Source organism: Dielma fastidiosa, assembly GCF_000313565.1.
GTDB classification, from domain to species: domain Bacteria; phylum Bacillota_I; class Bacilli_A; order Erysipelotrichales; family Erysipelotrichaceae; genus Dielma; species Dielma fastidiosa.
This window is the reverse complement of the sequence record NZ_HE578924.1, coordinates 46,572-59,392: the sequence shown is the minus strand read 5'-3', so window position 1 is coordinate 59,392 and position 12,821 is coordinate 46,572. Positions and strand designations below refer to the sequence as shown.

The following is a 12,821-nucleotide window of genomic DNA, read 5'->3' as shown; positions in this document are numbered from 1 at the left end:
AATAAAATAACTGGGCAGGTGACGCATAATGGGTGTACAAAAGGAAAATGAATTAATTAAAAATAAGATTCCTAACAAAATTCAAGTACGGAATGCTAGGGTGCATAATTTGAAAAATATTGATGTGGATATACCATTAAATCAGATTGTTGGTATTGCTGGCGTATCAGGTTCTGGGAAATCTTCGCTGGCACTGGGTGTTTTGTATGCGGAAGGTTCAAGACGCTATCTTGATGCTCTTTCAACTTATACTCGCCGCCGTATGACACAGGCAGCCAAGGCACAGGTAGATGAGGTACTTTATATTCCAGCAGCGTTGGCATTACATCAGCGGCCGGGTGTACCAGGTATTCGCAGTACATTTGGGACTGGAACTGAACTTTTAAATAATCTGCGTCTGATGTTTTCACGACTTGCTAATCATTGCTGCCCCAATGGACACTATTTGCAGCCATCATTGGCAGTTGCGGCTGGGCAGGAGCTAGTCTGTCCTGAATGTAATCAGCGTTTTTTTGGTCTTTCGGCTAAAGAACTATCTTTTAACAGTCAGGGAGCTTGCCGTACCTGCGGCGGCACAGGTATTGTGCGTACAGTTGATCAAGAAACCCTTGTTCCTGATGAATCTTTGAGCATTGATGAGGGGGCGGTTGCACCTTGGAATACTTTAATGTGGTCGCTGATGACTGATGTATGCCGTGCAATGGGAGTTCGTACTGATGTCCCATTTAGCCAATTAACTGAAAAGGAGCGCGATATAGTTTTTCACGGTCCAGCAATAAAAAAACATATTTTCTATAAACCTAAGAATGGCAGTAATCAAGCAGGGGAATTGGATTTCACTTATTTCAATGCTAATTATACGGTGGAGAATGCCCTTGCCAAAGTAAAAGATGAAAAGGGCATGAAGCGCGTAGAAAAGTTTTTAAAACAGGGAGTCTGTCCGGATTGCGGCGGTTCTCGGCTTTCAGCAGCGGCAAGAAAGCCTAAGCTGATGGGTATTTCCCTGGATGAAGCCTGTAAGATGACGCTCGATCAATTAGTGTTATGGGTTGCTGAGGTGCCGCTATCATTGCCAAAGGAAATGCAGTCGATGGCTGAATCAATCTGCGAATCATTTCAGTCAGCGGCGAAACGACTGATAGATTTGGGTTTGGGATATCTTAGCCTTGACCGTGCGGCCGCAACACTTTCTACCGGCGAGCGGCAGCGGATGCAATTAGCACGGGCTGTTCGCAATCGTACTACAGGAGTTTTATATGTACTTGATGAACCATCGATTGGTCTGCACCCTTCAAATATTGTAGGACTTTCAGGTGTTATGCATGATTTGCTGGCCGATGGGAATTCCATTGTGCTAGTGGACCATGATACACAAATTTTGTCGGAAGCTGATTGGCTTGTGGAAATGGGGCCAGAAGCTGGTGCTGATGGCGGTCAGGTGATTGCGCAAGGAAAGATTTCAGAGATAAAAAAGAATCCTGCTTCTCAAATTGGACCATTTCTTTCAAATGAATATATACGGATAAGAAAAAGGACAGCACTCAATCATATATTTGATTTTGGAAAAATTCATTTATTAACAGATACAATCCATACCGTAAAGCCATTAACGGTTGATATTCCACAAGGCAGACTTACAGTCATAACTGGTGTGTCTGGATCTGGCAAAACAACCTTGATACTGGAAAGCTTGCTGCCTGGTTTAGAAGCTGTTATTGCAGGGAAAAGACTTCCTAAGCATGTAAAGGAAATTTCAGCAAAGCAGATACAGCAAGTTAAGTTAATTGACGCGACACCAATTGGTATCAATGTACGCTCGACGGTGGCTACCTACGTCAATGTGCATGATGAATTGCGCAAGATTTACGCAAGAACATCAGATGCTAAAGCCTTGCAGTACAAGGCTGGTGATTTTTCATATAACACAGGTAAGCTTCGCTGTCCAATTTGTGATGGTACTGGAAGTATCAGTTTGGATGTACAGTTTCTTCCAGATGTAGAAATACCATGCCCAGAGTGCAGAGGGTCGAGATATGCAAGGCAAGCAGAACAGATTAAGCGTGTAAATAAGGCTGGAAAAGCATACTCTTTGTCAGAAATAATGGCTATGGATGTGAAGCAAGCATTGACGGCATGTGAGGATATTAAAACAGTGAGCCAGCGGCTGCAGATTTTACAGGATTTAGGACTCGGTTATCTTACGCTTGGCGAAGCAACACCTAGCTTGTCCGGAGGTGAAGCTCAACGATTAAAGCTAGCATCCGAAATGGGCAGGCAGCAGTCTGGAAAGGTATTTGTTTTTGACGAACCAACCATCGGACTGCATCCGCTTGATGTCCGAGTTTTATTGTCAGTGTTTGATCGTTTGGTAGAAGCTGGTGCTACGGTTCTTGTCATTGAACATGATTTAGATATTATTTCCAATGCTGATTATATTATTGATATGGGACCAGGAGGAGGCATGGCAGGTGGTTGTATAGTTGCGGTTGGAACACCTGAGGAAGTTGCTGCTAATCCAAAAAGTATTACGGGGAAATACTTAAATAATCGAAAAAGGTAATGTATAATTTTCAGCAAATTTTAGCTGTGAATTAATTTGATTTGATACGAGGAGATTACTATTATGAATAACAATATGAAAAATATGACTTTAACTGCAATGTTTCTTGCTATTGGTATGGTGCTGCCTATATTTACTGGACAAATTCCACAGCTAGGCAGTATGCTGCTGCCTATGCATTTACCTGTATTCTTGTGTGCATTGATCTGTGGCTGGAAATATGGTCTATCAATGGCTTTTGTACTGCCGATTTTACGCAGTGTGGTATTTGGTATGCCGCCTTTATATCCAACCGCTTTATCAATGGCTTTTGAATTGTCAACATATGCTGTTGTTGCTGGCTTGCTGTATGAAAAATCACGCTGGCAGTGTATCAAAGCCTTATACTGCTGTTTGTTTACTGCAATGATTGCCGGCCGTGTAGTTTGGGGTATCGTGCAGAGTGTGCTTTTAGGCATTATCGGGAATACGTTTACCTTACAGGCATTCATTGGTGGGGCGCTCTTGAATGCTGTTCCTGGTATCCTGTTGCAGCTCGTACTTGTTCCAGCCATTATGGTTGCGCTGGACCGCACTAAAGTGCTGCCGTTTAAGAAAAAAATAAATAACACATCTAAACTGTCAGCCAACTAATAAAACAAAGATAGTGTTGCTGCTAAGTTTATCGTGTTTTTAACACATAGCTGTTATTTTATGAATCAGAGTCATACCGCTGTCCGCAAAAGGAAGGCGGTATTTTTTTGATGCTGCTACATGTTAAGTGCTGAAACATAATGTGAGAATTTACCACCATATTTATTAAGATTTAGCGCTGAATATGTGAACACAGAATCTTATACTTTAACTAAAGTTAATAAACTTTAGGAGGAATTATTATGAATAACTTTACTTTTAACATGCCAACTCGTGTGCTTTTTGGATTTGGACAGCTGAATCATCTGCATGAAGAAAAGCTGCCGGGTAAAAAAGCATTAATTGTTACTTCGAATGGACAATCTGTAAAGAAATACGGTTATCTATCACGGCTGCAGAAGGAACTAACGGCTGCTGGTGTGGAGTATGTTCTATTTGATCAGATTCGACCGAATCCAACCCGCAAAAATGTTATGGATGGCGCACAAGCAGTCAAAGATAACAGCTGTGATTTCGTAGTTGCTTTAGGCGGCGGTTCAGTCATGGATTGCAGTAAGTGTATCGCGTTAATGGCTGTAAATCCAGGGGATATCTGGGATTACAGTTTAAGTAAAAATGGCGGTAAGAAGATTGCTGAGTTTGAGGCTTTGCCTATCGTATGTATTACTACTTCTGCTGGAACCGGCAGTGAAGTAGATATTGCCGCTGTTATCTCTGATGATGAATTAAAGGAAAAAACAGGTATTTTCTTCCCGTCTATGTTTCCAACACTCTCTATTGTAGATGCTGAATTGATGATGAGTGTGCCGCCAGCGCTGACTGCTTATCAAGGAATGGATACATTTTTTCATGCTTCTGAAAGTGTAATTAATAAAAATGAACATCCGATGGGTGAAATGTTTGCGCTCAAGGCAATTGAATTAGTTGCTAAATATCTGCCCATTGCATATAAGGATGGAAGTAATAAAGAAGCGCGTGAAAATATGGCACTAGCTAATTCGCTTGCTGCTTACTATATGCTTTGTACTTCAGCTCATACTATTGAACATGTTATGGGAAGCTTTCATGAAAATCTAATTCATGGTGCCGGTCTGATTATGACGGCTCATGCATATTATGATTTCTTTGCTGAAAGAAAAGCTGCTGAAGAACCAATGATAAAGATGGCAAAGGCTATGGGTGTTGAGAATCCTTCCTCTGGGAAAGATTTTATTAAGGCATTGGATGCATTAATTGCTGCTGTTGGCTGTGATGATCTTAAAATGAGCGATGCAGGTATTACAAAAGAAGAATTGTCATTGTATCCGCAGAAAATTCATGAAGTGCTTGGCGGTGATATTACGGCTGATCCGTTGCCATTAACAGATAGTGATTATTTAGAAATCTATTTAAAATCTTATCGGTAAGGTGACAGCTCTTGGATGATAAATTGAAACAGGCCGGTCTTGCATATGGAAAAGGCTATACTTGTTCGCAAGCGGTATTTTGTGCATATGCTCAAGATATGGGAATTGATGAATTAACAGCATGCAGAATTATGGAAGGCTTCGGCGGAGGCATGGGCGGTATGCAGGAGGTTTGTGGTGCGCTTACTGCTGCTACTGCCATCATTAGCTATTATTCCAGTAAAGGAGTGCCTGACCATGGTGTAACACGGCAAAAAGTTTATGACAAAGTCTGTCAAGCTGCGAAAATTTTTCGAAAAGAATATGGCGGCATAACTTGCCGGGAAATACTTCATGACGAATGTCCGAAAGCATTTCAGTGCGGGATGAAGGTAAAAGATGCAGTATTAATTATCAATCAAATTCTTAACAATTCTTTGAAAGAAAATGATTAGAGGGGATAAGACTGTGAAAAGAACGATATCCATAATATTTATTATTTTGATGATAGTGTCCGCCTGTAATGTGGAAAAATATCCTGAAGCTGCAATGAATCGAGAATCTTTGCAGACAGATGATTCAGAAAATTCTGCAACATCTGGAGTATTTAAATCGCAGGAGGAATCACAAATGATAGAAGAAAGTCAAAACGCAATTGGTGCTTTGTCACCAGAAGAAGCGTTAGATTATATGAAAAAAACAGAAAATTTGGTAATTATTGATGTAGCAGCTGCAAAATGGTACAACAAAAACCATTTTGTAGGTGCTATAAATATTCCGATTGAAGAGTTGAACAGTGAAGAAGAAGATGCATTTTATATGGATATACCAACTGACAGACCTGTTTTGATGCATTGTAGGCTTGGAATGATTGTTCCGGAAGCTTATGAACGTATGCGGGAACTTCGGCCTGATATACCTGAAATTTCATATATAGATGGTTCACCTTTGTTTGATGATTATAATGAATGGTTATCTAAACAATAAGCTAGCTGTTCATGAGGGTTCAATTGGTTAATGGCTTTTTTTCATGAAAAGGGAAATCTATTTTACACTTGCAAAGTGACAGTGTCCTAATAAGTATAATTCATGTACAGATATCTTATAGGAGAAAAGATGTATAACTGTATTGCTTAAAAAAGCAATAAAAAATGACTATGTTTTGATGATTTAGCTAATGAAACGCCTAGTATAATGCAGGCGACTGATGGGATAATTATTGGTTTCCCTGTATATTATTAGGAGGAGAGAGCTTGACATACAGAAATACAATAACAAATGATATGACAGTAGGCAGCCCAGTTAGACTGATTTTAGTTTTTGCGATTCCGTTGTTTATTGGCAATGTTTTTCAACAAATTTATAATGTGGCAGATACAATGATAGCAGGATATAATATCGGCGATGCTGCAATTGCGGCAATTGGTGCTACAAGCTCTTTATTTTCATTGCTTATGAATTTTGCTTCAGGTTTGAATAGCGGATATGGTATCGTAGTGGCTCGTGCATTCGGAGCCAAGAATCAAGAGAAATTAAAACGATCAATTGCATCAATGGTGATATTGAATTTGGCTATTACTTTAATGATAACGTCATTTTCACTATGTTTTTTAACACCCTTAATGAAATTGATGAATATACCAGATAGTATATTTTCGGATGCTTATGCTTATATAGCAATCATTATCGCTGGTATGCTGGCAACAATTATTTATAATATGCTGGCAGGTATCATGAGAGCAGTTGGAAATAGCAAAACACCGCTTTATTTTTTGATTATATCCTGTGCCATTAATCTTAGTCTTGACTGCTTGTTCATTATTGGTTTTAGCTGGGGTGTAGAAGGTGCAGCTTTGGCAACAGTAATTGCAGAAAGTCTCAGCGCAATTTTATCTGGTATTTATGTGCTTTGTAAATACCATGAAATACTTCCCAGCCGACAACATTTTTATTTAGAAATACCACTGCTTAAAGAAATGGCAGCAACTGGCTTTGCGATGGCGTTCATGCTGTGCGTAGTGGATATTGGTTCAGTTCTTTATCAGCGAGCGATTAACGGACTTGGTGAAATGCTGATAGTGGCTCATACATCAGCTAGAAAGATTATCGGTATTATGATGATGCCGTTAGCATCTATTGCCACTGCATATTCAACCTTTACCAGTCAGAATTGGGGTGCCGGTAAAACAAGACGTATCCATCAGGCTCTGAAAAAGGTGATGGCTATGGAAATAGGCTGGGGCTTGCTTTCATGTTTTATTGTTTTATTACTAGGTTCAACGACTGTACGAATGCTGACTGGTACTGCCGATAATTATATAATTGATAATGCAGTACTTAGTTTAAATTTTCATTTTGTATGCTTTCCGGCATTGGGAGTATTGCTGGCACTTAGGACAAGTTTACAGGCAATAGGACGCAAATTATTACCCATTATATCAAGTTCCTTAGAATTAATTGTAAAACTGATTGCAGGAATATGGCTGATTCCTAGATGGGGTTATTGGTCTGTTTGTTTGACTGAACCGATTATCTGGGTTTCTTGTGCGCTTTTCTTAATTATTGTGTTTTTGATACAAAAGCCCTTTAACATAAAGGAGGAATTAAATGACAGAACTTGAAAAATTAGAAGCAGGCATGGAATATGATTTTTGGGATGCAAAGATAGATGGCAGAAAGCTGCATGCGTTAAAATGGTGTCAAGCATTGAACGCAATCCCTATGCAAGAAAATGAAGAACGGACGGCAGTTATCAACACCTTATTTGGTTCTGCCGGGGAAAATGCCACGGTTTTACCTGTATTTAACTGTGACTGCGGCAGAAATATACATGTGGGAAAGAATTTTCTGGCAAATTATAATGTGACCATTTTGGATGTTGCTCCCGTTAATATTGGTGATTATGTGATGATAGGGCCAAACACACTGATCACTACGGTAAATCATCCGCTTTCACCGCTTGGCCGCCGCCGTCATCTTGGCATTGCCAAGCCAGTCAATATTGGCAGCGATGTATGGATCGGCGGTAATGTTACAATTTTACCGGGTGTTACTATAGGCAGTAATGTCGTAATAGCCGCTGGTGCTGTTGTTACAAAGGATATACCAGATAATTGTCTAGCTGCAGGTATTCCAGCTTCAATTATTAAGCAGTTAGAAAATGATATTTAGGAGGAGATAATGAGTCTAGCAATAAAAATGCCCAAATTAGGGTTTGGTTTGATGAGATTACCAGTAAATAACGGTGAGATCGATATACCGAGAATGAGTAAAATGGTCGATGCCTACATGCAGGCTGGTTTTAATTATTTTGATACAGCCTATGTGTATCATGGCGGCAAGTCTGAAACTGCCATTAAGGAGACTTTGGTAGATCGTTATCCGCGAGAATCATTTTATCTGGCTACCAAGCTGCCTGCATGGACAATGAAAAATCCAGAGGATTGTGACATTATTTTTAATGAACAACTGAAACGTGCCGGGGTTGATTATTTTGATTTTTATTTGCTGCATAGTTTGGAAGACGGCAGCAATTACAATACTTATGTTAAATATGGATGCTTTGAATGGGCGATGAAAAAGAAGGCTGAGGGAAAAATTAAGCATTTTGGTTTTTCTTTTCATGGTACACCAGAATTATTAATACAAGTGCTAAACAGTCATCCGGAAGTAGAGTTTGTCCAAATTCAGCTCAACTATGCTGATTGGAATAATCCATTGGTTCATTCAGGCAGACTTTATGAAATTCTTTATGACCGTCATATTCCAATCATAGTGATGGAGCCAGTTAAAGGCGGGATGCTTGCATCATTGCAGCCAGAGCTTGAAAATATGATGAAAGAGGTTCATCCAGATAAGTCGATTGCTTCTTGGGCATTGCGCTTTGTCGGTTCACTAGATGGGGTAGTTACCATTTTAAGTGGTATGTCAAATGAGGAACAAATAAATGATAATTTAAAAACCTTTACAAATTTTGAGGCTTTAAACGAACAAGAAAAACAAATTATAGAAAATGTAGTGAAAAAGATGCAGGATATGCCGCTGATTCAGTGTACGGCTTGTCAATATTGCTGTGACGGTTGTCCATCAAGTATTCGAATACCGGATGTATTTAGGGCATTAAACACTATTCGCTTGTACCCAGGTGATAATCGGCCGAGGTTGTTCTACCGAGGCTTGGTAAGCAGTTCTGGACATGCGTCAGATTGTATTGCGTGCGGACAATGTGAGAGCGTATGTCCTCAGCATCTGTCAATTATTGAACTTCTGAAGGAAGCAGCCGCTAAATTTGATCAGCAATAGGAGGAAATTAAAATGGAAAAAATTACTGATTCATTTATTTTACAAAATAGTTATCCGATTCCATGTGTTGGATTTGGCACATGGCAGACACCCAATGGTGATACAGCGATTCAAGCTGTTAAAACAGCGATTGATGCGGGTTACAGACATATTGACACAGCTGCCGTTTACGGCAATGAAATCAGTATTGGTCAAGGTATCAAAGCGTCTGGAATCGATAGAGAAGCATTATTTATTACAAGTAAACTATGGAATACTGAAAGGGGCTACACAAAAACATTGGCCGCTTTTGAAAAAACACTGACTGATCTTCAATTGGATTATCTGGATTTATATCTTATTCATTGGCCGGCTTCTGAATCAAAATATTTTGATTGGGAACAAATCAATTTGGATACATGGCGGGCAATGACTGAACTTTATAAAGCAGGCCGCATTAAAGCAATAGGGGTATCGAATTTTATGCCGCATCATTTAAAAGCATTACTGGAAACAGAGATTGCACCAATGGTTAATCAGATTGAGTTTCACCCAGGTCACATGCAGGCAGAAACGGTTGCTTATTGTCAAAGTAAGAATATTTTGGTGGAAGCATGGAGTCCGCTTGGTACCGGGCGTGTACTTAAAAATGAAATGTTGCAAAAAATTGCTGCAAAGTACAATAAGTCGACAGCTCAGCTATGCATTCGCTGGTGTCTGCAAAACAATGTGCTTCCGCTTCCTAAATCGATTACCCCAGCTCGCATTATTGAAAATTCACAAGTGTTTGATTTTGTAATAACCGATGAGGATATGGAATTGATCAATAGAATGCCGCCATTTGGAGCCTCTGGGAAGCATCCAGATCAAGTTGATTTCTAATCGCAGGGTCAAATCTTGATTCGATTTATATTATAAGTTGTTAGAGTTAAATTAATGATTATTTTTGATTAAATTAATTACTACTGTAGTTAGATGGCTATATGATTTAGATTTTGATTGTGTGCCAATTCTACCCCATAATTTCACATGTTTAAAAGTATGCAATTTTCTAGCTTTGGTGTAAAATATCTTTATGCTATTAGTGAGGAGCGGATATTGTGAATCGAAGAGTCTTAATCATTGTAAACCCCCATGCCGGTAAGGGCATGATTAAACGTTATCTGTGCGATGTCATTGATCTTTTTGTCAAGCATCAGTGGCAGGTTTCGGTCGTAACGACTCAGGCTAAAGGGGAAGCGACACAGCTTGCCAGTGATGCGGCCCTGCATTATGATTTGCTTGTCTGCAGCGGTGGTGACGGCACATTAAATGAAGTTGTCAGCGGTTTGGTAAAGGATGAACGCCATATACCGATTGGTTATCTGCCGGCAGGCACAACCAATGATTTTGCTTCATCATTGCAGATACCAAAAAACAATCTGCCGGCGGCTGCCCAGCAAATTATCGATGGAAAGGGCTTTTTGTGTGACGTAGGTCATTTTAATGATCGGATTTTCATGTATGTAGCCGCCTTTGGCGCGTTTACAGAGGTTTCCTATTCTACCCCACAGGATTTTAAAAATAACTTTGGCCGTGCTGCTTATATCCTTGAAGGCATCAAAAGCCTGACCAACATTGTCACCTATCATTTGAAAGTGGAATGTGAAAATGAATTGATCGAGGGTGATTTTATCTATGGTCAAATCAGTAATTCTACTTCCGTCGGCGGGTTTCAGGCAATGTCCTTAAAAGATGTGCAGCTGGATGACGGTCTGTTTGAATTGCTGCTTGTCCATCGGCCGAATAATCTGCTTGATTTACAGACAATTATCGCCGCCCTGCTGACTCAGGATGAAAACTCCAGCTGGCTGGTTCACCGCAAATTATCAAAGGTAAAAATCACCTGTGAAACACCAGTGCCATGGACACTTGACGGTGAATTTGGCGGAAATCATCAAACGATGGTAATCAGAAATCTGCCAAAAGCCGTTGAATTTATTGTGCGCAATGAGGAGCAGCCTTTGGTATGAATCAGCCGCAGTCATTGAATTCACGGTTTCTGGTATTAACCGCTCTGCTTCAGATAGCGAATGAGCTGGATGCCTGCGGTAACGCGTATTTTACTGAATTAACCTTTAAACAATGGTATTTTATGCTGGTGGTTACCCATTTGTTTGAAAAACCGCCGACCTTACGGGCAGCGGCTGATGCATTGGGTACCTCACATCAAAACGCGAAGCAAATTGCTGTTAAGCTTCAGGAAAAGAACTATCTAAAAATTGAGAAGGATAAAAGTGATTCACGCTCACTGCGTCTGATTCCCACACGAAAATATCAGATTGCATCCCGGCAATGGCTCGAAAAAGACCGTGAGTTTGCGCTGACAATTTTTAAAGATGTTTCTTTGGAAGAACTGACAACATTATATACAGCCTGTGCTAAAATAGAAAAAAATCTAAAGGCACTGCAGACGGATAAATGATAAATAGCATTAATAGGCTCCATATTAGACTGTTGCAAAGAATAAGTCTAATATGGGGCTTTTCTACGGTTATATGGATAAGCACAGGGTTTAATCTTCTTGAGGTAATGCAAAGCGTGTGAAGCTGTATTATAATAAATTTATAAGATTCAGTATTCGGATAGTTCGGCAATGAGCGAAAAGGTATGGGATGGAGGGAGAAAATTATGAAGAGTAAATTCAAATTATTTGTTGCGATTTCTTGCTGCAGCATCGCATTGCTGCTTTATGACAGTGTGAGACATGAGCGGCCGGCAGAAAGCCCATCAGTAATTGCCCAGCAGTTTCATGTTGAATGGCAAACTGATGATTTTAAGCTGAATCAAACCCATCATTATTACAGTATTCTTTTCCCATCTAAGAAAACATACGTGATGTTTGGCATTTACCCTAACAATGATAAGGTCTATATGCAAGTATGCAAAAGTACAAAGGGTTATGACATATTAAAATTCAATGATAAGTATTGGAATCGTGTTGATAAAACAATAAACATTAACTATCATGAACTGCCGATGACAATAAACTTAAAAAAGGATACTTCGATTAATGATCCGAGAATGCTTGTGCGTGCATCTTTAGTCAATCAATCGGTGTATGTGAATGTGCTTTATATTGACACAAACGATGTAGATGGGGAATTGACAAATAAGAATCCAACAATTTCGAAAATAATTCAATTTTTAGATCGCACACTTATATTAAATGAATAATTCATCATAAAAATAGCTGCTTCATAGGTATTAATCCTATCAAGCAGCTATTTGTTTAATAATCAAGCAGAAAATTCAAGAAATAAGGAAGCTGACGGCGCCACCAGCACCAATCATGAGCAACATCATAGCCCCAATAATCAAACCATGCATGAACACCCATTTTCTCAAACAGATACTGCATCTGATGGGTACTTTTCACCATGTCATGTTCCCAGTCACCCTGTCCGCAGCATAATACGATGCGTGATTGATTGTATTTTTCAATATAAGGATGATTCGCAGGCAGATTCTTTAAATAATCAAGCGGTGAATTGCGGTATACCAGCTCGTCCATGTATCCCTTGAAGAAATATCCGGCATCATAAATACCGCTTAAAGCCAGACAGATGTTGAAGATATCGGGCCGGCGCAGGAAGAAATTGACGCAATGAGCTGCTCCCATGCTGTTGCCGGTCGTCATCAGACCTTGAGCATAATAACCTTGATCATTTTTGTTGATTTCAAAAATTCTCGGTACTAATTCTTCAATAATATAGTTATAATAGCGTTCATGCAGTTCAATGCGGTGTCTGGCATCGCCATATTCATCAGACCATGTTTCTTTATCGATGCTGTCAACACAGAAAAACTGAATCTTACCCGCATCGATATACTCCTTCGCTGCCTCAATCATGCCATTGTTTTCATAATCAAAGAAGCGCCCATCCTGAGATGGAAAAACCAGGCATGGCTTGCCGCCGTGT

General features: G+C 39.7%; 13 protein-coding genes. 12 read left to right on the top strand and 1 reads right to left on the bottom strand.

All coding sequences use genetic code 11. From position 1 onward, the window contains the following. Positions 1-28 precede the first annotated feature (28 nt). The 12 genes from DAHG_RS03610 to DAHG_RS03555 all read left to right on the top strand — a co-directional run bounded on the left by DAHG_RS03610 (position 29) and on the right by DAHG_RS03555 (position 12,075). Positions 29-2,560: an excinuclease ABC subunit UvrA gene (locus DAHG_RS03610; RefSeq protein WP_022936959.1), complete on the top strand. Its 2,532-nt coding sequence runs from the start codon at positions 29-31 to the stop codon at positions 2,558-2,560. A 63-nt stretch (positions 2,561-2,623) separates the two neighbouring features. Beyond that, a complete protein-coding gene (locus DAHG_RS03605) occupies positions 2,624-3,193 on the top strand; it encodes an ECF transporter S component (RefSeq protein WP_022936958.1) in 570 nt (189 codons plus the stop codon). Positions 3,194-3,435: 242 nt separating this feature from the next. Then, positions 3,436-4,599, top strand: a complete 1,164-nt coding sequence (locus tag DAHG_RS03600; protein WP_022936957.1) for an iron-containing alcohol dehydrogenase — start codon at positions 3,436-3,438, stop codon at positions 4,597-4,599. 11 nt (positions 4,600-4,610) lie between these two features. Next, positions 4,611-5,033 carry a C-GCAxxG-C-C family protein gene (locus DAHG_RS03595; RefSeq protein ID WP_022936956.1) on the top strand — a complete coding sequence of 141 codons (423 nt, stop codon included), beginning with the start codon at positions 4,611-4,613 and terminating at the stop codon, positions 5,031-5,033. Between the two features lie 13 nt (positions 5,034-5,046). Continuing rightward, positions 5,047-5,565, top strand: a complete 519-nt coding sequence (locus DAHG_RS03590; protein WP_022936955.1) for a rhodanese-like domain-containing protein — start codon at positions 5,047-5,049, stop codon at positions 5,563-5,565. A gap of 266 nt (positions 5,566-5,831) precedes the next feature. Next, entirely contained in the window at positions 5,832-7,199 is a 1,368-nt protein-coding gene (locus DAHG_RS03585; RefSeq protein WP_022936954.1) for an MATE family efflux transporter, read from the top strand. After that, positions 7,186-7,749: a sugar O-acetyltransferase gene (locus tag DAHG_RS03580; RefSeq protein ID WP_022936953.1), complete on the top strand. Its 564-nt coding sequence runs from the start codon at positions 7,186-7,188 to the stop codon at positions 7,747-7,749. The genes DAHG_RS03585 and DAHG_RS03580 overlap by 14 nt, the downstream gene beginning before the upstream one ends. Before the next feature lie 9 nt (positions 7,750-7,758). Beyond that, entirely contained in the window at positions 7,759-8,880 is a 1,122-nt protein-coding gene (locus DAHG_RS03575; RefSeq protein ID WP_022936952.1) for an aldo/keto reductase, read from the top strand. Positions 8,881-8,892: 12 nt separating this feature from the next. After that, positions 8,893-9,741, top strand: a complete 849-nt coding sequence (locus DAHG_RS03570; protein ID WP_022936951.1) for an aldo/keto reductase — start codon at positions 8,893-8,895, stop codon at positions 9,739-9,741. 218 nt (positions 9,742-9,959) lie between these two features. Continuing rightward, a complete protein-coding gene (locus tag DAHG_RS03565) occupies positions 9,960-10,871 on the top strand; it encodes a diacylglycerol/lipid kinase family protein (RefSeq protein WP_022936950.1) in 912 nt (303 codons plus the stop codon). Then, positions 10,868-11,323 (top strand): MarR family winged helix-turn-helix transcriptional regulator, encoded by a 456-nt coding sequence (locus tag DAHG_RS03560; protein ID WP_022936949.1) that lies wholly within the window; start codon positions 10,868-10,870, stop codon positions 11,321-11,323. Before DAHG_RS03565 ends, DAHG_RS03560 begins: the two co-directional genes overlap by 4 nt. Before the next feature lie 206 nt (positions 11,324-11,529). Then, positions 11,530-12,075 carry a hypothetical protein gene (locus tag DAHG_RS03555; protein ID WP_022936948.1) on the top strand — a complete coding sequence of 182 codons (546 nt, stop codon included), beginning with the start codon at positions 11,530-11,532 and terminating at the stop codon, positions 12,073-12,075. A 55-nt stretch (positions 12,076-12,130) separates the two neighbouring features. Here the strand turns inward: DAHG_RS03555 and DAHG_RS18685 are convergent. Further along, the coding region (locus tag DAHG_RS18685; protein ID WP_034456588.1) for an esterase family protein at positions 12,131-12,821 on the bottom strand (691 nt) is incomplete at its 5' end.

Excerpts from the sequence above, each read along its gene's own strand:
- DAHG_RS03600 (WP_022936957.1), top strand. The coding sequence starts at position 3,436 with ATGAATAACTTTACTTTTAACATGCCAACTCGTGTGCTTTTTGGATTT.
- DAHG_RS03610 (WP_022936959.1), top strand. The coding sequence starts at position 29 with ATGGGTGTACAAAAGGAAAATGAATTAATTAAAAATAAGATTCCTAAC.
- DAHG_RS03605 (WP_022936958.1), top strand. The coding sequence starts at position 2,624 with ATGAATAACAATATGAAAAATATGACTTTAACTGCAATGTTTCTTGCT.
- DAHG_RS03560 (WP_022936949.1), top strand. The coding sequence starts at position 10,868 with ATGAATCAGCCGCAGTCATTGAATTCACGGTTTCTGGTATTAACCGCT.
- DAHG_RS03555 (WP_022936948.1), top strand. The coding sequence starts at position 11,530 with ATGAAGAGTAAATTCAAATTATTTGTTGCGATTTCTTGCTGCAGCATC.
- DAHG_RS03575 (WP_022936952.1), top strand. The coding sequence starts at position 7,759 with ATGAGTCTAGCAATAAAAATGCCCAAATTAGGGTTTGGTTTGATGAGA.
- DAHG_RS03580 (WP_022936953.1), top strand. The coding sequence starts at position 7,186 with ATGACAGAACTTGAAAAATTAGAAGCAGGCATGGAATATGATTTTTGG.
- DAHG_RS03570 (WP_022936951.1), top strand. The coding sequence starts at position 8,893 with ATGGAAAAAATTACTGATTCATTTATTTTACAAAATAGTTATCCGATT.